At 66.7% G+C, this 18,499-nt stretch carries 16 protein-coding genes; 3 read left to right on the top strand and 13 right to left on the bottom strand.

The window, feature by feature from the left end; all coding sequences use genetic code 11:
- Positions 1–251: 251 nt before the first annotated feature.
- Positions 252–953 carry an outer membrane beta-barrel protein gene (locus B2R83_RS14400; protein ID WP_292042541.1) on the top strand — a complete coding sequence of 234 codons (702 nt, stop codon included), beginning with the start codon at positions 252–254 and terminating at the stop codon, positions 951–953.
- On the top strand, positions 880–1,965 hold the full coding sequence (locus B2R83_RS14395) for a DUF3108 domain-containing protein (protein WP_307189279.1): 1,086 nt from the start codon (positions 880–882) through the stop codon (positions 1,963–1,965). Before B2R83_RS14400 ends, B2R83_RS14395 begins: the two co-directional genes overlap by 74 nt.
- A 27-nt stretch (positions 1,966–1,992) precedes the next feature.
- On the opposite strand, the gene B2R83_RS14390 is transcribed toward B2R83_RS14395, so the two are convergent.
- From B2R83_RS14390 to B2R83_RS14350, 9 genes are all read right to left on the bottom strand, one after another.
- Positions 1,993–3,666, bottom strand: coding sequence for a peptide chain release factor 3 (locus tag B2R83_RS14390; RefSeq protein WP_292042534.1), 1,674 nt, complete (start codon positions 3,664–3,666; stop codon positions 1,993–1,995).
- Between the two features lie 86 nt (positions 3,667–3,752).
- The gene (locus B2R83_RS14385) at positions 3,753–8,423 is read right to left on the bottom strand and encodes a pilus assembly protein (RefSeq protein WP_292042531.1); all 4,671 of its coding nucleotides are present in this window, start codon (positions 8,421–8,423) and stop codon (positions 3,753–3,755) included.
- A gap of 41 nt (positions 8,424–8,464) precedes the next feature.
- Positions 8,465–9,061: a pilus assembly PilX family protein gene (locus B2R83_RS14380; protein WP_027865347.1), complete on the bottom strand. Its 597-nt coding sequence runs from the start codon at positions 9,059–9,061 to the stop codon at positions 8,465–8,467.
- Positions 9,058–10,242 carry a PilW family protein gene (locus B2R83_RS14375; RefSeq protein ID WP_292042528.1) on the bottom strand — a complete coding sequence of 395 codons (1,185 nt, stop codon included), beginning with the start codon at positions 10,240–10,242 and terminating at the stop codon, positions 9,058–9,060. Before B2R83_RS14375 ends, B2R83_RS14380 begins: the two co-directional genes overlap by 4 nt.
- A complete protein-coding gene (locus B2R83_RS14370; protein ID WP_292042526.1) occupies positions 10,239–10,682 on the bottom strand; it encodes a hypothetical protein in 444 nt (147 codons plus the stop codon). Before B2R83_RS14370 ends, B2R83_RS14375 begins: the two co-directional genes overlap by 4 nt.
- Positions 10,679–11,308 carry a pilus assembly FimT family protein gene (locus B2R83_RS14365; protein WP_292042749.1) on the bottom strand — a complete coding sequence of 210 codons (630 nt, stop codon included), beginning with the start codon at positions 11,306–11,308 and terminating at the stop codon, positions 10,679–10,681. The genes B2R83_RS14370 and B2R83_RS14365 overlap by 4 nt, the downstream gene beginning before the upstream one ends.
- Positions 11,305–11,736, bottom strand: a complete 432-nt coding sequence (locus tag B2R83_RS14360) for a type IV pilin protein (RefSeq protein WP_292042524.1) — start codon at positions 11,734–11,736, stop codon at positions 11,305–11,307. Before B2R83_RS14360 ends, B2R83_RS14365 begins: the two co-directional genes overlap by 4 nt.
- A 156-nt stretch (positions 11,737–11,892) precedes the next feature.
- Positions 11,893–13,254, bottom strand: coding sequence for a sensor histidine kinase (locus B2R83_RS14355; RefSeq protein WP_292042521.1), 1,362 nt, complete (start codon positions 13,252–13,254; stop codon positions 11,893–11,895).
- Positions 13,255–13,272: 18 nt separating this feature from the next.
- Entirely contained in the window at positions 13,273–13,956 is a 684-nt protein-coding gene (locus tag B2R83_RS14350) for a response regulator transcription factor (protein WP_292042519.1), read from the bottom strand.
- Positions 13,957–14,225: 269 nt separating this feature from the next.
- Here B2R83_RS14350 and B2R83_RS14345 point away from each other — a divergent pair, with 269 nt between their 5' ends.
- Positions 14,226–15,026 carry a Crp/Fnr family transcriptional regulator gene (locus tag B2R83_RS14345; protein WP_027865354.1) on the top strand — a complete coding sequence of 267 codons (801 nt, stop codon included), beginning with the start codon at positions 14,226–14,228 and terminating at the stop codon, positions 15,024–15,026.
- Here B2R83_RS14345 and B2R83_RS14340 read toward each other — a convergent pair.
- From B2R83_RS14340 to B2R83_RS14325, 4 genes are all read right to left on the bottom strand, one after another.
- A complete protein-coding gene (locus B2R83_RS14340; RefSeq protein WP_292042515.1) occupies positions 15,023–16,537 on the bottom strand; it encodes a CHASE3 domain-containing protein in 1,515 nt (504 codons plus the stop codon). The genes B2R83_RS14345 and B2R83_RS14340 overlap by 4 nt on opposite strands.
- 299 nt (positions 16,538–16,836) lie before the next feature.
- Positions 16,837–17,469: a response regulator gene (locus B2R83_RS14335; protein WP_027865355.1), complete on the bottom strand. Its 633-nt coding sequence runs from the start codon at positions 17,467–17,469 to the stop codon at positions 16,837–16,839.
- Between the two features lie 260 nt (positions 17,470–17,729).
- Entirely contained in the window at positions 17,730–18,140 is a 411-nt protein-coding gene (locus B2R83_RS14330) for a MerR family transcriptional regulator (RefSeq protein ID WP_209586341.1), read from the bottom strand.
- A 13-nt stretch (positions 18,141–18,153) separates the two neighbouring features.
- The gene (locus tag B2R83_RS14325; protein WP_027865357.1) at positions 18,154–18,498 is read right to left on the bottom strand and encodes an integration host factor subunit alpha; all 345 of its coding nucleotides are present in this window, start codon (positions 18,496–18,498) and stop codon (positions 18,154–18,156) included.
- Position 18,499: the final 1 nt, after the last annotated feature.

The raw sequence follows: 18,499 nt of genomic DNA, 5'->3' as shown, positions 1-18,499 counted from the left end.
GGATGTGGCTGCATGATGCCTCCCTGAGAATGGCGCGGATCTTTGTTTAATTTCCTGAACGCATTCAACGAATCTACGCGCTTCAATCTGGTGCCGGTTTGCGGTCGCTCAGATCGCCCACCATCTTCGCTGCGGAACCAACAGGCATATGTATTGTGAAACAATCACTTACTAATTTGATATAGTTGCTCCCGTTGCACGTTGTATCCTTCCGTTCGACCTGAACAAGCACGTCACGAAAAGGAACACGCATGAACGCCAGGCGCATCGTTTTTGCAGCCGCACTCCTCGCCATCGGCAGCGCGCAGGCGCAGTTGGTCGATGCACCGTCCTCGTCCCTGTCGGCCGAGACGGGCGGACGCTTCGGCCCGCTGGCCGAGGGTTTCAGACGCTACCAGCCCCTGTACGGCGGCAACGAGGCCGCCAACCCGAATGACCGCCTGTTCAAGGCCCAGGGATTCCGTACCGATCCCAGGCTGGTGCTCGGCTATGCGTTCAACCAGTACCTCGCGCTGGAGGCCGGCTATTCCCACCTGGACGACCGCGGTTTCCACAAGCCGAACCCCTTCAATGCCAGGGAGATGGCGATCGATGAGGCGCTTGGTGCGGGCGTGCTCGGCGCCAGGAGCTACACCACCTACCTGGCAGCGAAGATCAGCGTGCCGGTCAATGAGCGCTTGACCGCCTACGGCAAGCTGGGCGTTGCCCAGAGCGTGGTGAAGAGCGACGGTTTCGTGACGCCGCAGATGGCCGAAGCCCATGCCGCCGGCAAATCCACCACGGTGTTCGGGAGCGAGACCGGCACCGGCGCCTATGGTGCGCTGGGCGCCAAGTACAAGCTGAACGACAAGGCCACGCTCAAGGGCGAGGTCATCATGAATGGCAGCGCCGACAAGTTCCGCAGCAATTCTAACGCAACCGGATTGCGCGGCAGCGTCGGGTTCGGCTTTTGATTCGTTGATACCGGCAAGCGCCCCGCGCGGTTACACTAGCGGAATGAACAGCGGGACGAACAACAGGACGCGACTGGTCCTTTTCCTGGACAGGTATGGGCGTCTGCTGTCCCTGTGCAGTCTGTCCCTTTTATTGCACGCCATGCTCATCGCCTGGCTCGATGTCCGCATTGCACCGCCCCCGACAGACGACCTGCCCGGCCTGGCGATCAGGCTTGCACGGGCACTGCCCTCGCCGCCTGCCCCCGCGGCGCCGATTCCCGCGCCCGCCGCCGCGCCCGTTCTTCCCGAGGAGACTGCGCCGCCCGCTCCCGTCGAGCATGTAGCGCCGCCCACGCCGTCCGCGCAAGACTCGCCCGCCGCCACGCCACAGGGAGGCGAGCTACGCCAAACGCCCAGCCGCTACCGGGTCACCATGCCGCCCAGCGTTACCCTCCGCTACGAAGTGCGCGGCCCGTCCGGGCCGGCAAGGGAAGCGCTGCTGCGCTGGGAAACCGACGGCGTGGAGTATCGCATGGCGCTGGACGGCATCCTGGGGGAAATCGAGAGCGAAGGCGGCACCGACGATGCCGGCATTGCCCCCCGGCGCGCCAGCTATCGCCTCGGCGCCGGAACCGCGTCCGTGGGATTCGAACGCGAGCGGCGCGCCATCGTGTTCGAGAGCGTGATGCGCAGCGACCAGGACATGCCGGGCAGCCAGGACGGCGCGACGCTGCTGATGCAGTTGGCGGGCATCGGGCTGGCCGATCCGGACCAGCTGCAGGAGGCGGTGGACATCTATGTCGGGCGTGCGGAAGGCGCCGCGGTCGAGCGCTTCGAAGTACTCGGCCGGGAGCGCCTGGCGACACCCCTGGGCAGCCTGGAAACCATCCGGCTGGCGCGGGCCGCCGGGCCGCGCCTGGAAATCTGGCTGGCCCCGGACCGTGGCTGGCTGCCGGTGCAGCTGCGTACGAACGCGCCGGACGGCAGCGCGCGTACACAGGTGGTGCAGGCCATCACGGCGGGGCCCTGAGTCCTGGCCGGCCGTGACGGCCGGGCTTTACGCCAGCTTGGCGGCGTGCTCGCGGGTGGCGTGGAAGGTCAGCTTCGGCCAGCGTTCCTGGGTCAGGCGCAGGTTGACGCTAGATGTGGCGAGGAAGGCCAGGTTGCCGGCCGCGTCGACCGCGACCTGGTGGCCGAGCTGGTTCTCGAAGTCGGACAAGGCCTTCTTGTCGTCGCTCGACACCCAGCGCGCGCTCGAGATGCTGCTGCTCTCGAACACCGCATCCACGCCGTATTCGTTCAACAGGCGGCTCGCCACGACCTCGAACTGCAGCACGCCGACCGCGCCCAGGATCAGGTCCGAACCGAGCAGCGGCTTGAACACCTGCACCGCGCCCTCTTCGCCGAGCTGCTGCAGGCCCTTGTGGAGCTGCTTCACCTTGAGCGGATTGCGGATGCGCACCGTGCGGAACAGGTCCGGGGCGAAATACGGGATGCCGGTGAAGGTCAGCAGCTCGCCTTCCGAGAAGCTGTCGCCGATCTGCATGTTGCCGTGGTTCGGCAGGCCGATGATGTCGCCGGCGTAGGCTTCTTCGACCTGCTCGCGGCTGGAGGCCATGAAAGTCACCACCGACGACAGCTTGACTTCGCGTCCCAGGCGCAGGTGCTTGACCTTCATGCCCTTCTCGAAACGGCCCGAGCACACGCGCAGGAACGCAATGCGGTCGCGGTGGGCCGGGTCCATGTTGGCCTGGATCTTGAAGACGAAGCCCGAGAACTTCGGCTCGACCGGCTCGACCGCGCGCACGGTGGCGTCGCGTTCGCGCGGCGCCGGGGCCCAGTCGACCAGCGCCGACAGGATCTCGCGCACGCCGAAGTTGTTGATCGCGGAACCGAAGAACACCGGGGTCTGCACGCCCGACAGGAAACGCTCGATATCGAACACGTGCGAGGCGCCGTGCACCAGCTCCACTTCCATCTTGAGCTGTTCGATCTCGAGCGGGAACATCTCGGCCAGCTTCGGGTTGTCGATGCCCTTGACGATCTCGAAGGCGCCATCGGCCTTTTCTTCGCCGGCCTTGAACAGCATGATCTCGTCGCGCAACAGGTGGTACACGCCGCGGAAATTCTTGCCCATGCCGATCGGCCAGGTCACCGGCGCGCACTCGATCTTGAGCACCGATTCCACTTCGTCGAGCAGTTCGAGCGGGTCGCGGGTTTCGCGGTCGAGCTTGTTCATGAAGGTGACGATCGGAGTGGCGCGCATGCGGCAGACGTCGAGCAGCTTGATGGTCTGCTCTTCCACGCCCTTGGCGGCGTCGATCACCATCAGGGCCGAGTCGACCGCGGTCAGCACGCGGTAGGTGTCTTCCGAGAAGTCCTGGTGGCCCGGGGTGTCGAGCAGGTTGATGACGTGCTCGCGGAATTCGAACTGCATCACCGAGGACGCGACCGAGATGCCGCGCTGCTTCTCGATGTCCATCCAGTCCGAGGTTGCATGGCGGCCGCTCTTGCGGCCCTTGACGGTGCCGGCCATCTGGATCGCGCCCGAGAACAGCAGCAGCTTCTCGGTCAGCGTGGTTTTACCCGCGTCGGGGTGGGAAATGATGCCGAAGGTACGGCGGCGCGCGACTTCGCGCGCGATCAGGCCGGACTGGCGGCTGGAGGTACTGCTGCTGTCGTCGGCGCCGGCGGCGCTGTCGTCGGCGGTGAATTCGGTATCGTTGGCCATAGTCGAGCCCTGCAAAGTGGCCCTTGGTAAGAAAACCCTCGATTTTACCGATTCTCGCCGCCTCCGTGTGAAGATTCCTCGGCTTCCTACTCCCGCACCCGGCGCCAGCCCGTACGCCGGGTCGGCATGGTCACGGCCGGATTGTGGTCCTTGGTGACGGTCTTGCCGTCCGCAGTGGTCGCGATGGTCTTGGTCTCGCCGTTCGGCAGGCCGATGTTGATGAAGCCCACCACCGCCGAGTTGTTCGACAGCGTCGAGCCGGCGATCGCGATCCCCTGGCGGTTCGGATTGGACGGGTCGGACGTGTCTTCGCCGTTCGGGTCTTCCCCGTTGGGATCGTCGATGCTCCGTACCGGCTTGCCGGTGCACAGGTCGAGCTCATAGATATTGCTGGTGCCGCCCACCGAACAGGCCGACGAGGAACTCGGCAGGTTGGTCACGGCGGTCAGGGTGCCCAGCACGATCTTCGGGTCGAGGTTGACACGCTCGCCGGTATTGCGGTCGAAGTCCACATACCAGCCAGCCTGCGTATTCAAGTTCACCTCCGGGCCGGCGATCGTATAGGCGTCGCCGCCTGCGCCCGCGATCTTGGTCAGCGACTGCTTCGCCATCAGGGCGCTGCGCCACTGCGCGGCATCGATCGGCGCGCCGCTGTCCTTCAGCACGTAGGCCGACTGCACGGTGGTGCTGGCCACGTCGGTGATGTCGAGCAGGCGGCCGGTGCCGAAAGCCACCATGCGCTGGGACTGCGGCACCACGGTCCCGCTGTCGTTCGCCACGTCGACCCGGCACAACGCCACGTCCGGGCGGGTCGTGATCGGCTGGTCGGGGCCGGCGTCGCCCATCTTCAGCGTGCGCACGGTGCCGGGGCTGGTGAAGTCGAAGCGCCACATCTGGCCAAGGTTGTCGCCGCCGTACACGTAGGTCACCAGGGGGTCGGTGCTCGGATTGGCCGTGATCGCGGTGATCTTGGCCAGGCCGGACGGCGTCGCGGTGCTGCCGGAACCGGTCGAGATCCGGTCCAGTACCTGGCCGGTGGCGACATCGACCACGAACAGGAAGCCCTTTCCGCTGCCGCCGGCGACGCCATCCACGCCCGGGATATTGTTGTAGCCCGAGGTCAGGAATACGACCCAGCGTTCGGCGCCGCTGGCGTTCTTCCAGGTGCCAAATTGCGGATTGCCGAAGGACAGGCCGATTTCCGCGTCGTGGTTGATGCCGCTGCAGATGCTGGCGTCGGCGCACAGTTCCCACAGCGCGCGCGGCTCCGCGGGATCGGTCACGTCGAGGGCATAGTAGCCGCGCCCGCCCGCGTTCAGGCCGGCGACCAGCACCGTGCGCCATTCGCCGCCGATCTGCACGTCGCCCACTTCCGGCGAGCCGTCCACCGTGTACTGGTGATTGGTGCCGTAATTGATGCTGGCCTGCACGTGCAGCTTCTTCATCGTGATGCGGGGCACGTAGGCCCACAGCTCTTCGCCGCTGGCGGCGTCGAAAGCGTGCAGCATGCCGTCGTTGGCGGCGGCGAACACGGTGCCGGGGCGCGTGGAATGCTCGACCTTGAAGTCGTTGTAGCCGGCTCGCTGGTAGCTCTTGCGCGGATCGCGGCTGAAGGCCGGCTTGGCCGAGGCGATATCGCCCAGCACGATCGGCACGATGATGGCGCCGTCGGCCGTGGCCTCGGTATGCGAATAAGCGCGCAGCACGGTGTCGTCCGCATGGCGCTGCTGGCCGCGCAGCCAGTTCACGATGTTGGCGCCGCCGTTGACGATGGCGCGGTTGTCGCTCGACAGGTTGGCGCACTGCGCCAGCGCACCACATTTGTTATCGAACCAGCCGCGTTCCAGGTCGCTCATCTCGGCATACTCGAAGTTCTTGAGGCCGCCGCCCTCGGTGTCGAGCATCAGGATGCGCCGCGTGTCGCTGGACGCGGACACCTTGCGCCCCAGGAGCATGGACGAATTCCACACGTCGCTGTTGCCGACCACGCCGGTGACCGTGTCGATTTTGCGCTTGGTGAGCTGGCCATACCATTTCACCGTGGTGAAGGTGGCCGAGAAGATGTCGTTGTCGAACTGCGAGATGTTCGGCGTCGAAGTCGCCGACGCTGCCGCCGCGCCGACCTTGACCTCGATGTTGGCAAGCGCCTCGCGCAGGCCGTCGACCACCTGGCGCGGGTCGGACGCGGAGAAGTACTTGCCATGGCCATTGATGGCCGCGTGCCACAGGTCGTCGACGCGCGACTGGTAGGCCGCCGAGCCGCTGTTGTCCGAGGTCTTCGGGTCCGGCCAGACATAGGCGCCGCCGCCGTTCCAGGGGCAGCCGCTGGTCACGCCGGTGATCAGCTTGTAGAAGTCGCCGCCCACCGCGGCCGCCGTGTCGTAGTTCGGCTCGTAGGTCATGATGCCGTCCACGCCCAGGCCGAGCGTATAGGTCTTCATGTGCAGGCGAGTGTTCTCGCCCGGCGCGGCCGGCACCAGGCCCGGCTTGCTCCAGTCTTCGAGGCTCGAACGCAGCGAGCTCACCGCGGTGTTCGAACCGCCGTTGTACCAGTACAGCGCGATGTCGGCGAGCGAGTTCGCGCTCTGCGCGCTCGGGTCGACGCAGCCTTTCGAGCGCAGGCAGAAACGCGCAGCGCTCTCGCGGTTGTCGTTGTTCACCACGTCGGCGGCGGGGTTGCCGTTCCAGTAACCGTCGGTCGTCACGAACGTGAAGTTCTGCTGGCAGGGAAACTGCACCACTTCCGATCCTCGCGCGTAGTTGTAGGGCGACTGGTTCGCATACATCTTGCCGATCGCATGCAAGGCCTGGCGCACCGGGGTGGAGCCGCTCGGCGTCATCCCGTACAGCGAGGTATACCAGGCGCTGCGGTTGCTCCCCGAGAACGGCCGGGGGCGGGTCATGCCGCCTTCGGCAGCCGCGGTGGACAGCGACACCAGGCCGACGTTGTAGTTGTCGGTGATCGGCTGGAACGCGTGGCCCACTGCGGTCTTCATCATCTGGTTACGGGTCTTGTAGTAGGCGTACCAGTTGGCGAAGTTGGTCATCTCCTCCGCGTAGGTGCAGGCCGCGCCGGCGCAATCGCTGCGTCCCGGGGCTTTCGGATAGCTGTCGCGGGTCGACACGATGTCGGTACGCACGAACACCGACGCGCCCAGCTCGGTCGCGCTGGCCGGGATGCCGTCGCTGACGGAGGCGGTGGTGGAGAATCGCAGGTAGGGATCGCGGGTGGTGCCGTTGTTGCTGAGCGAGCCGAGCGTGATGTTGCGTCCCTCGGAGTCGGGCGCCGTGTTGACCAGGCAGACCGCGGTATTCGGCGCGGCCGCGCAGATCGCTCCGCTGCCGCTGGCCCCACCCACATAGGCGCGCACCGTGCCCCTGGTGCCGATCTTGTCGCGAATCGCGGCCGCCACCGCGGCCGCGCCGATGTTCCTGTTGAAGCTCAGGTTGCTGCTGAACAGGCCGACGCCGCCGAGGCTGACCTGGGACAGCACCTGGTTCTTGCTGGAGTTGGTGCTGCCCGAGACATACAGCAGCGCGGTTGTCGAGCTGCCGGTCGAGATCGACAGCTCGGTGCCGCCGCGGCTCCCGTCCGAGGCCAGCGTGCAAGGCCCGACCGACTTGCTGGTGGAGCCCACCGGACAGGTGATCGGCACCACCGCCACCACATTGGTGGTGTCGAGATTGATGCCGAAGGTCGAGCAGGCCGGCACGCCGCCGGTCGGGGTCTTGACGCAGGCGGTGAACGGCTGGGCCAGGCCGGTCTTGGCGATGATCGACGCGGCTAGCGCGTTCGCGGCAGCCTGCTGCCTGGCTGCGGTATTGGTGCCGCTGCTGGCGGTGACCGCCGTGTTCGTGATCACGAAGCTGCCGGCACTGCTGGTCGCCGTGACGCTGTTGAGCGTCATCGCATTGCTGCTGCTGGAAGCGCCGATGGTGATGGTGCCGTACCACTCCGCCGGCCGGTCCGGGTCGGAAAAACGCGGATACTTGAAATTGCCGACGTATTTGGCCTGGCAGTTGGTCAGCGCGCGCGTGTCGCACCAGCGCACCCGGGCCGGCGCCGGATAACCGACGGGGGCGGCCGCGTTCACCGCCGTGGTGCGGCAGTTGGTCAGGCTGGCGTCGGTGCAGTACTCGGCGACGTTGATCAGGTAATAATAGGGATTGGCCGTGAAGCCCTGCGCGCTGTAGCGCTCGTCGCTCGGGAAGCTGTAGCCGTTGCGGTTGTAGCTGCAGTTGCCGCTGCCGTCGCACCAGCGCAGGTCGGGGAAGCCCGTCACCAGGTTGGTATTGTCGACGCCGTTGCCCGACATGTCGACGTTATTGACGTTGAAGCCGTCGGTCGTGACCCGGGTCCAGTTGCTGGTGGCCGCGGCCGTCATGCTGGCATAGCTGCTGCCGTCGGCCTTGACCGGCGGGGTGTAGCTCACCCGCGGGTCGTAGTACTGGCGGTTGAAGTCCGGGCTGGCGAAAGGCGGATCGCCGATGCGGCAGCCGCGCGTGCCGCCGGACAGCGTCGCACGCGAGCGGCAGGTGCTGCTGTCGTCGACATAATCGGGCGTGAAATTGCTGCTCATCGAACCCGAGTTATCGTACAGCAGCATCAGGTTCGGCTTGACCGTGCCGCTGCCGGTGATGTTCAGCAAGGGCAGCTGGGCGATCGCGGTCGGCTCGGCGCGGGCCGGCGCTAGCTGCAGCGCCATGGCAAGCAGCGCAAGGACGCCGAGGACGGGACGGAAAGACGGGAGGTTCATACGCATTGCCTTGTTCAGTGTGCGGGGCCCGGCCTCATGGCTCAGGCGCCGATCAGGACCACCATCTGGGTGACCACGTTGCCGCCGCGCGGGCCATCGATGCGCGCGGTGATGACGTAATGCAGCTGCGGCACGCCCGCATACACGGGAGAATCCGAGGCCAGACTGTCGCCGAGGCGCACCGTATTGCCCAGCTGGGAGGTGTTGGCGGCGGTCTGCATGCAGGCATTGTTCCCCTCGCTGTACGCGCCATCGAAGCTGCACATGCGGTGGATCACGTAGCGGATCCGGTTGCCGGCGGCGTCGACCAACTCGCGCGAGCCGTCCCAGAACTCGCTCGAGCGCACCGTCAGGGTGGTGTCGAGGTTGGCGCGGTAACCCTGCTCGGGCACGTGCCGGTTCAACTGGGCCTTGCCCGTCTGTGCGGTTTCGCTCAGCCAGCGGAAGCCCGTGTGCAGGCCCAGATCGGCGGCGCGCGCCAGCGCCGAGTCTTGCGCCAGGTTGGTGGCGGTCAGCGTGGTCGAATTGCTGGAACGGAGCAGGTAGATGCTCGAGACCAGCATCACCAGCAGCATGATCAGCATGACCGGCAGCGCGATGCCCTGCTGCGGGTGCGGGGAAGTAAACCGGGGACTCATGCGGTCGGCCTCCAGCCCGCATTGCGCAACGGGACGATGGTCTCGAAAACGCGGTAGCGGTAGCAGCGCCAGTCGACTGGGTCGCCGGCCACGCCGACGTCGACCTGGACTGGCACCGCAGCGCCGTTCTCGGCGCCCTGCGTCGCGAACACGGTAGGAAGCACGGTGGTGGCGACGCACTGTCCGGTGGCGGCATCGGGGCGCTCGGGGTTCCTGGCGCGCGCCACCACGGCGATGCGCAGCGCCGCGATGCGCTGGTAGTCGCCGGCGCCGCCCACCACGCCGTCGCCGTCGGCGTCGATCATCGCGCTCGACCAGGCTCCCAGGCGCAGCCCGTCTTCCGGCGCGAACAGGCCGCCGGCGCGCGTGTCGAAACCGTATTGCGCCTTGAGCGAGACGATGTTGTCCGCGACCGCTTGCGAGGCGGCGCCGGCGCCGGCCAGGTCGGTGGCGCGAAGGCGCAGGAAGCCGCCCTCGACCGACCAGGTGCGAAACGCCAGGCTGGCGGCCGGTCCGAGGTTGAACACGCGCGCGGCGCCGCCCGTATACTGGGCGCCCAGCGCGCCGCTATTGAAGCGGAAACCGGCGCCGCCGACCAGTACGAACTGCTGGGCCGGTGGCGGCGCCAGCGTGGCGGGGTCGGACGCCACCTGGGCCAGCGAACATTGTCCTCCCAGCTGCTCGGGCGCGACCAGGATCGCGTCGCCGCGCGCGAAGCCGTAGGGTTTGCGGTCGACGTCGAGGCGGTTGCCGCCGATGTAGTCATTTTGCAGGCGCAGGGTGCCGGTCCCGCTGAAGGAACTCCCCGAGTACAAGCTCACCCGGTCTGGCCCTGCCCCGCCCGGCTCGATGACCGCGGCCGCGAGCGGGCGCACGACGGCGCCGGCGCGCGCAGCGGGCGCCATCTGGTAGCCTTCGCTATCCACCAGCGCGGTATCGCAGCCGACGATCAGCGGGTCGTTCAGGCCGAAGCCGGCCTGCTCGGCGTCTCCGCTGATCGAGAACATGGCCAGCATCCCGTTCTGCATCGAGTCGGAGCCGCCCAGCGCAGCGGCCTTGTTGCGTTCCGCATCGGTCATCAGGCGGGTCGCGAACAATACCGCCAACAGGCCGATGACGACGCTGACCATCAACTCGACCAGAGAAAAGCCGGCCGCGCGCGCAATGCGTGCCTGTCTCATGTCGCCCCCGCGAAATACGAGGTGATACGGTGGGCGTTGAGCGGCGTGCCGGTCTTGCGGCGCCAATTGATCGTGATGTCGGCCGAGGCCGGCGCGCCGCCGGCGCGCGGGGTGACCGCGATGACCACGCTCGCCCCCGGGATCAGGCGCACCGTCTCCGCATGCCATTGCGCCAGGCGCGCGGACGGCTGCGCGCCCGCGGCGATCCCGTATTCCGCCAGGTGGTCGAGGTCGGTATTCATGATGCCGATCAGCTTGTCGGCGGCGATGGTTGCCTCGGCGCGCATGCCGGCGTCGGAGAGGGCGGCATAGGAGCGCGCCTGCAGGCCGATCGTGCCGAGCAGGCCGATCGCCAGCAGCACCGCGGCCAGCAGGGCCTCGAGCAGCGCGACACCGCCCTGGGACCGGGACGGCGCCGGTTTCCGGGAAGGGCCGCTCATTCGGGACACCTGCGCGAATCGTTGGCGGCCGCGTCCGGGGCGCATCGGATGGCGATGCCGCCCAGCGTCATGACCAGGCTGGCGGCGGGAAAGGGTGGCGCGGAGGCGGCCGGAGCGAGGTCGATGCGCATCATGCGCGGCTCGATCCTGGTGTCGATCCAGCCCAGCGGGGTGAAGTACACGGCGGTGGCCCCGTCCGGGCCGGGGGTGACGCTCAGGCGCGCGGCCGCCGGAAGCGCGTCCGCGCTGCGCTGCACCGAATTGAAGCCGGCGCCGGCTGCGCCGTCGGGCTTGACCGGATCGGCCACGGTCGACCAGGCGCCGGCCGCCTCGTTGCAAGGCGCCTCCGGTGTCGGGAAGCACAGGTCGACGCGCCAGTCGTACTGGCCGCTGTCGGCATTCGGGCTCAGGACCAGCCTGCTGGCGCTGTTGTGCGCCAGCGCCTTGGCGCGCGCCAGGCCCAGCCCCTCGGCGTAGAACTGGGCGGCGGCGGCGGCCTTGCTGGCGGCGGCCCAGTCGCTCATGCGCGGAACGCCGATCGCCAGCAGCACCGTGAACACGGCGAGCGCGATCAGCGTTTCCACCAGCGTGAAGCCGGCGCGGCGGGCTGCGCCGGCGGCGCTCATTGTGCGCACTTGCCCTCCTTGCGATCGACCCAGCAGACCGTGCTGGTGCTCCAGCCGGCCGGCGCCGCGGTCGTGGCGCGGTTGCCGTTCTGGTCGATCGTGAAGACGAAGCCGCTGGCGCCTCCCTTCCCGGTGGCGCTCAAGAGGTAGGCGCTCGCGGTGGCGCCGCTGAGGGTGAAGGTGAAATGCTCGGAGTTCTTCGGCATCAGCTTGAGCGCGGCATCATCGAAATCCTCGTAGCTGCGCGTGTTCGCCCAATGCTGTTCCAGTGCCGGCTGTGCCCCGGCGAGTCCGGTGTAGGCTTCGGTCAGGCGCGCCCGCATCAGATAGCCGTTATAGGACGGCAGGGCCACCGCCGTCAGGATGCCGATGATGACGACGGCAATCATGATCTCGATGAGGGTGAATCCGGCCTGGCGCGTGTTCATGGGGTGGTCTCCGATGGCTCCGGCGACAGCCGGAATGTTTCCATGTGGAATCATAACCCGGAAAGCTTGCATTTCCCTGAGGAAAACCTGACAAAACCCTGACAAACGCACGGAGGATCCACAGTCTTTCAGCCCAGTGGCCGACCGGACGCGGCCTCAAGGCCTGGCAGGAGGAAACCGTAGCGCCACCAGCAGACCGCGTCCGCCCGCGCCATTATCCGGGCCGTCGCCGAGCGTCACCTGGGCGCCGTGCGCGGCGGCGATCTCGCGCACGATCGCCAGGCCCAGGCCCGAGCCCTGGCTGTGCTGGTCCAGGCGCACGAAGCGCTGAAAAACCTGGGCCCGTTTCTCGGGCGCGATCCCCGGGCCGGAATCCTCGACCGCGAACACCACCCCATCCGGCGTCGGGCGGCAGTACACCGTGACCCTGCCCTGCGCCGGCGTGTAGCGCAGCGCATTGTCCACCAGGTTGTCGACCAGGTCGCGCAGCATGTGGCGCTCCCCTTCCAGCCACGCTGGCTCCAGCTCGAAGCCCAGGTCGATGTCCTTGCGCAGCGCGCGCTCGACAAACGACTGGACCGACTCCCCGACGATGCCCGAGAGGTCGAGCGGGGCGAAGCGCGCCTGCGCGAAGCGTTCCGGCGCGGCGCGTTCGAGCGAAAGCAGCTGGTTGGCCTGGCGGATCATGCGTTCGTTGGCCTGCAACAGCAGTTCGACCGTGCGCAGGGTCTCGGGATCGTCGCGATGGCGGCCGGCCAGCCATTCCAGCTGCAGGCGCAGCCCGGCCAGCGGGGTGCGCAGCTGGTGCGCCACGTTCGCGCGGAAGTCGTCCTGGGCCCTGGCGCCGGCGGCGATGCGTTCCAGCAGCGCATTGAAGGCGTTCACCACCGGCAGCAGTTCGCGCGGCATGCCGCCATCCTCGAGCGGCGCCAGGTCGTGGCTGCCGCGCGCATCGAGGCGCGCGCGCAGGCGCGCCAGCGGCGCCAGGCCGTTGCCGACCGAGAACCACACCAGGCCGACCAGGGCCAGGCTGAACACGACTTCGAGCAGCACCAGTGCGCGTACGATGGCCGAGCGGACCTGCTGGCGCTGGCTCAGCGTGCGCGCCACCCCCACCTCGACCGGGCCGCCGCTGCCGGGCACCAGCAGGCTGGCCACCCGCACCGGCTGCCCGTGCATGCGGTCGTCGCGCACCGGCGCACTGCCGCTGCGGCGCGGAAAAGCGGGGTCGCCGGCCAGTACCCGGCCGCCCGCATCGCGCACCACAAACCAGCTGGCGTCGGGCGAACCGGCGCCCAGCACGCGCGCCGCGTCAGGCAGGTTCGCGGGCAGGTCGACCGACGCGCCGCCCGGACGCAGGCGCGTGGCCAGTCCGGTGGCGGCGTCCAGCAGGCCCTGGTCGAAGGCGCGCTGGGCCGGGGTCCAGGCCAGCAGGTAAGTCAGGCTCGCGGCCAGCAGGTTGAACACGAGGATGGGTGCGACCAGCCACTTCAGCAGGCGCAGGCGGATGCTGCTCATGGGCCGCTCGCGAAGGCCCTAGTTCCCGGCTTCGAGCAGGTAGCCGAAGCCGCGGATGGTGCGGATGGCCACGCCGGCGCCGTCGAGTTTCAGGCGCAGGCGCGAGACGTAGACCTCGACCGCGTTGAGGGTCAGGTCGTCGCCCCAGGGCGCGATGGCGTCGATGATCTGCTGCTTCGACACCACCCGGCCGGCATGTTGCAGGAGGTATTCGAGCACGCCCCATTCGCGCACCGACAGCTCGAGGGGGCGTTCGCCGACGCGCGCGCGGCGGGTGGCGCCGTCGAGGCTGAGGCGCGCAAGCCCCAGCTGGCTCGGGGGCGGGGCGAAGCGCCGCGCCAGCGCGCGGATGCGCGCCACCAGTTCGGGAGTGGCAAACGGCTTGACCAGGTAATCTTCGGCGCCCGCCTCCAGCCCGCGCACCCGGTCTTCGACGGCGTCGCGGGCGGTCAGGAGCAGCACCGGGGTCCTGGCGCCGCGCGCGCGCAGGCGGCGCAGCACTTCGAAGCCGTCGATGCCCGGCAGGCCGATGTCCAGCACGACGACGGCCAACTGCGCCGCCGCCTGCGGGTTCTGCAGCCGGGCATCGGCGGCCAGTCCGTCATGCAGCAATTCGACCTGCATGTCCTGGGCCTGCAGGGTACGCAGCAGCCCGTCGGCCAGCACGGCATCGTCTTCGACCAGCAGCAGTGGCAAGGGCATTGTCGGGTGGGGCAAAAGGAAAGCCACATTATGCGCGAAACGGGCGCAAAAGCGTTTCCTCAGCAAAAGAAAAAGAGATGACAGAGCGACATCTCTCCAGTAGGACTGGACTTACAAGACCGGATGCGGCAAGCCTACACAGGGGCGACTGCCAGTCTTATGTTCGCCAACAGACTATAGCTTTATTGTTCACACATCGCGATGAGGAAACGAAAACAAGACCTCAAGCAATCGCAAACCGACACACGTTAGAGATAAGAGGACAGAAAATGAACAACGCTCAGCTTGGTGGTACGCAAAAAGCGCAACACAAGATCCCAGCCACGAGTGAGACTGTGAAAGCCGCGTCCCGCCCCGTTGTCAGCTACAGCGGCACCCAGCAGAACGAACTGCTCGGCGCCCTGCCCCGCCAAGACCTGGAAACCCTGTTCGAGCACCTGGAACTCGTTCCTCTGCCATTCGGCAAGGAGTTGTTCGAGTATGGCAGCAAATTGGAATACGTGTATTTTCCGACGACGGCAATCGTGTCGCTGCTGTACGTAATGGAAGACGGCGCCACCACCGAGATCGCGGTGGTCGGTCACGAAGGCGCGGTCGGCGTGTCGCTGTTCATGGGCGAACGCGCCACCTGCAGCGCCGTGGTCCAGAGCGCCGGCTACGGCTACCGCCTCAAGACCCAGTTCCTGCGTGACGCCTTCGCCAAAGGCGGCGCCCTGCCCCAGCTCCTGATGCGCTACACCAACGCGTTGTTCGCCCAGATGGCCCAGAACGCCGTCGGTGGCCGCCACAGCTCGATCGAACAGAAACTGTGCCGCTGGCTGCTCGACCGCCTGGACCGTTCGGCCAGCAACGAACTGAAAGTGACCCAGGAACTCATCTCGATCATGTTGGGCGTGCGCCGCGAAAGCATCACCGCTGCCGCCGGCAAGCTGCAGGACGAAGGCCTGATCCAGTACCGCCGCGGCAACATCACCGTGCTGGACCGCGCCGGCCTGGAAGAGTACGCAGGCGAATGCTACAAGGTCGCCAAGTCGGAGTACGACCGCCTGCTGAGCGACGTGGCCCGTTAAGAATTGACCGGCGCCCCGTCGGGCGCCTTGCCGCTCCTGGCCTCGACCGCCGTCCCGATCGACAGGGGCGGCGTTGTCGTTTCTGCGCCGGCGAACACCGGAGCGGCATTGGCGCTGCCATCCCCGCCCGGCGCGGCCGCCGGAATCCGGGCGCGCACGCAGGTGCCGACATTGTTCACCCCGCGCGCCACCTGCAGGCTGCCGCCCAGCAGCAGCGCACGCTCGCGCATGCCCAGCAGGCCGTGCGACTTGGACTTGGCCATGGCGTCCGCCGGGATGCCGATGCCGTCGTCCGTGATTTCCAGCTCCCAGCCGCTTGGCTCGCGCGTCAGGTTGACGATCACGGTGCGCGCCTTGGCGTATTTGGCGATGTTGTTCAGGGCTTCCTGGGTGATGCGGAACAGCGCGATCGCCTGCATCGGGCCGGCACGGTCCGCCTCGGCATCGATCAGGGCATCGCAGTCGAGCGCGGTCACCCGCGCATAATCGGCGCAATAACTCTGCAGCGCGGCCGACAGGCCCATGTTGTCGAGCAGGCTGGGACGCAGGTTCTCGATGATGCGGCGCTTGAGCTGCACGGTGTCGATCAGGGTCTTGCGGGCCCGGCCCAGCATCGACACCAGTTCCGGGTGCGTGCCCTTGAGCTGTTCGCTGACCGAGGTCATGTCCATCCCGATCGCGGTCAGGTTGGCGCCCATCTCGTCGTGCAGCTCGCGCGCCAGGCGCGACTTCTCTTCTTCCTGCACCCGGATCAGGTGGCGCGACAGCACCGACAACTGCTCGGTGCGCTCGGCAACCACCGCTTCCAGGCTGTCGTTGGTCTGCTGCAGCGCGCGCTCGGCCTCCAGGCGCAGGCCGAAGCTGCGCTGCACCAGGCTGTGGAACAACAGGATCACGAGGATGGCGGCGGCATTGATGCCGACCCCCAGCAGCACCGTGCGGCGCGACTGTTCATAGAACGCGGCAGTGCGGCTGGCCAGCAGTTCGTTCTGCTCGCGCGTCATGATCACGACCTGCAGGCGGATTTCGTCCATCTGGCCGCGCTCGTCGGCGGCCGCCGAGATCGCGACGATGTCGACCAGCCCGCCCCGGCGGTAGACCTCGAGCGACTCGTGCATCAGGCCGAGCTTGCGCTGCACCAGGCTGCGCAGCTGGGCCAGGTTTTTCGTTTGCGAAGGATTGTCGGCCAGCAGCACGCCCAGCGCGCGCAACTGGCTGTCGATCTGCTGGGGCGCCGCGTGCAGCGGCCCGAGGTTGACTTCCGAGCCGGACAGGAAATAGCCGCGCAAGCCGCTCTCGGCATCGGTGACCAGGAGGTTCAGATACTGGAGTTCGTCGGAGACGCGCGCGGTCTGGGCCTGCAGGGCGTTCGCGGAGCGCAGGTCATCCAGGTTACGGATCAGGAAGACCGCGTTGATGACCAGGATGACGACACAGGCCACGCACAACAGGGTCTTGGAGAGCGGCAGACCACGCAGCCGCTTGCCGTCGAAGGCAGTGGAAAAGTACATGGGCTTCCTTTCGCGCAACTGATGCCGTCCGGGCCGATTATAGTCGCGTTAGCTCGACAGTGCAGTGAGGCCCTTGGGGTAAGCAGACGTTACGCGGATGCCAGCCATTGTTAATGGAAACAGAAATGCTGGGTGGCGGGCACTTAGCAGTGTGCGCGAGGACGCGGCGGTATGCAATACAAATGTTGCACAGCGGCGAAATTTTTGTAACGCTTGGAAACAGTTGTTGGCTGGCAAGCCGGAGGGACAGCGGAGGCGGCACGGGAAACGCGCCGGGGGCCGGCGCGTCCGGGAACTGCTCAGTCGAGCAGATTGTTCTTCATGGCGTAATAGGTCAGGTCGCTGTTCGACTGCAGGCCCATCTTTTCCATGATGCGGGTGCGGTAGGTGGAGACGGTCTTGATCGACAGCGACAGGGCGTTGCCGATGTCCGACACGGTGGCTCCCTTGGCCAGGCGCAGGAAGACCTGGAACTCGCGGTCCGACAGCTCGGTGTGGAGCGCCGTGTTCGGGTCGCGGTCGAAGCTCTGGGCCAGCAGCTCGCCCACGGTCGAGCTCACATAACGGCGGCCCTGGTACACGGTGCGCACTGCTGTCTTGAGCTCGTCGGCTTCGCATTCCTTGTTCAGATAGCCGTTGGCACCCATCTTGAACAGGTTGAGCGCGTACTGCTGCGCCGGATAACCGGACAGGATCAGCACCGGCAGGTTGGGCTGGCCCTGGCGGATGGTGCGCAGGATATCGATGCCGCTCTGGTCCGGCATGGCGATGTCGAGCAACAGGACGTCGCAGATTTCGCGGCGTGCGATATCGAGGGCCTCGCGGCCGGTGGCGCCTTCGGCGACGACTTCGAACTCGCCCGACGACGAGAAAATCTGTTTGAATCCTGCTCGAACTATTTGGTGATCGTCACAAATGGCAACGCGTATCATTGTCTTCCCTTAAATTTTCCCTTTTCAGGAAAGTGCCAGGTCCGTGCATACGCCCCGGCTTGCATGCATATATAAGCATGACCGCAAGTGACATTCTATCACTACGGCGCATGGCATCAAGGCACACACTTGCTGAGTTATGCGCGGCACCCATCAACAAGTCCGCGCAATGGCTTATCGGACAGTTTTGACGAGCGCAATGCATCGGGAGTCTCCGTCAAGGAGACAGCGCGGCGTCGGTACGGCGCGCCTGAACGCGCTCAGGCGATGCCGGCGCGACTGCCGTGCTTCAGGAGAGCGAGAATGTCCAGCAGCTCGGCCCTGAGCATCTCGACATCGACGACCGGTGCCGGCGGCGGCAGCTCGACTTCGTCGGCAGCGTCCACCACATGGCCGCGGCCGTCGAGGCGATTGCGCGCACCGCTGATCGTGAAACCCTGTTCGTAGAGCAGTTCGCGGATGCGGCGGATCAGCAGCACTTCGTGGTGCTGGTAATAACGACGGTTACCTCGGCGTTTGACCGGCTTTAGCTGGGTGAATTCCTGTTCCCAGTAGCGCAGCACATGCGGTTTGACGCCGCACAAATCACTCACTTCACCAATCGTGAAATAGCGCTTCGCCGGGATCGGCGGCAGCACCACGGGCTCAGGCTTGTTCGGTCGTTCGCTCATCTACGTATTGTACTCAGGCGGCGCGGGCCAGAGAGTTACTCGGCGGACTAGTCTCCTCGACCATTCCCTTGAGCTTCTGGCTCGCGTGGAAAGTCACGACGCGGCGCGCCGTGATGGGGATCTCTTCCCCGGTTTTCGGGTTGCGGCCCGGCCGCTGCGGCTTGTCACGCAACTGGAAGTTGCCGAAGCCCGACAGCTTGACGGCCTCGCCGCGCTCGAGCGCGTTACGGATCTCGTCGAAGAAGGTCTCGACCATGTCCTTGGCTTCACGCTTGTTCAGGCCGACCTGCTCGAACAGCAGCTCGGCCAGCTCGGCCTTGGTCAGGGTCGGCAGGTCCTTCTCTGCTTCCTTCCGCATC

The sequence above is a fragment of the Massilia sp. UBA6681 genome (assembly GCF_002454935.1).
In the GTDB taxonomy this organism is placed as follows: Bacteria; Pseudomonadota; Gammaproteobacteria; order Burkholderiales; family Burkholderiaceae_D; genus Telluria; species Telluria varians.
This window is presented reverse-complemented; position numbering and strand designations above follow the sequence as displayed.

Bases quoted from the DNA above. Each gene is read 5' to 3' on its own strand.
- B2R83_RS14325 (WP_027865357.1), bottom strand. From the start codon at position 18,498: ATGCGGAAGGAAGCAGAGAAGGACCTGCCGACCCTGACCAAGGCCGAG.
- B2R83_RS14340 (WP_292042515.1), bottom strand. From the start codon at position 16,537: ATGTACTTTTCCACTGCCTTCGACGGCAAGCGGCTGCGTGGTCTGCCG.
- B2R83_RS14330 (WP_209586341.1), bottom strand. From the start codon at position 18,140: ATGAGCGAACGACCGAACAAGCCTGAGCCCGTGGTGCTGCCGCCGATC.
- B2R83_RS14360 (WP_292042524.1), bottom strand. From the start codon at position 11,736: ATGAACACGCGCCAGGCCGGATTCACCCTCATCGAGATCATGATTGCC.
- B2R83_RS14400 (WP_292042541.1), top strand. From the start codon at position 252: ATGAACGCCAGGCGCATCGTTTTTGCAGCCGCACTCCTCGCCATCGGC.
- B2R83_RS14395 (WP_307189279.1), top strand. From the start codon at position 880: ATGGCAGCGCCGACAAGTTCCGCAGCAATTCTAACGCAACCGGATTGC.
- B2R83_RS14385 (WP_292042531.1), bottom strand. From the start codon at position 8,423: ATGAACCTCCCGTCTTTCCGTCCCGTCCTCGGCGTCCTTGCGCTGCTT.
- B2R83_RS14390 (WP_292042534.1), bottom strand. From the start codon at position 3,666: ATGGCCAACGATACCGAATTCACCGCCGACGACAGCGCCGCCGGCGCC.
- B2R83_RS14355 (WP_292042521.1), bottom strand. From the start codon at position 13,254: ATGAGCAGCATCCGCCTGCGCCTGCTGAAGTGGCTGGTCGCACCCATC.
- B2R83_RS14350 (WP_292042519.1), bottom strand. From the start codon at position 13,956: ATGCCCTTGCCACTGCTGCTGGTCGAAGACGATGCCGTGCTGGCCGAC.
- B2R83_RS14370 (WP_292042526.1), bottom strand. From the start codon at position 10,682: ATGAGCGGCCCTTCCCGGAAACCGGCGCCGTCCCGGTCCCAGGGCGGT.
- B2R83_RS14375 (WP_292042528.1), bottom strand. From the start codon at position 10,242: ATGAGACAGGCACGCATTGCGCGCGCGGCCGGCTTTTCTCTGGTCGAG.
- B2R83_RS14335 (WP_027865355.1), bottom strand. From the start codon at position 17,469: ATGATACGCGTTGCCATTTGTGACGATCACCAAATAGTTCGAGCAGGA.
- B2R83_RS14380 (WP_027865347.1), bottom strand. From the start codon at position 9,061: ATGAGTCCCCGGTTTACTTCCCCGCACCCGCAGCAGGGCATCGCGCTG.
- B2R83_RS14345 (WP_027865354.1), top strand. From the start codon at position 14,226: ATGAACAACGCTCAGCTTGGTGGTACGCAAAAAGCGCAACACAAGATC.
- B2R83_RS14365 (WP_292042749.1), bottom strand. From the start codon at position 11,308: ATGAGCGCCGCCGGCGCAGCCCGCCGCGCCGGCTTCACGCTGGTGGAA.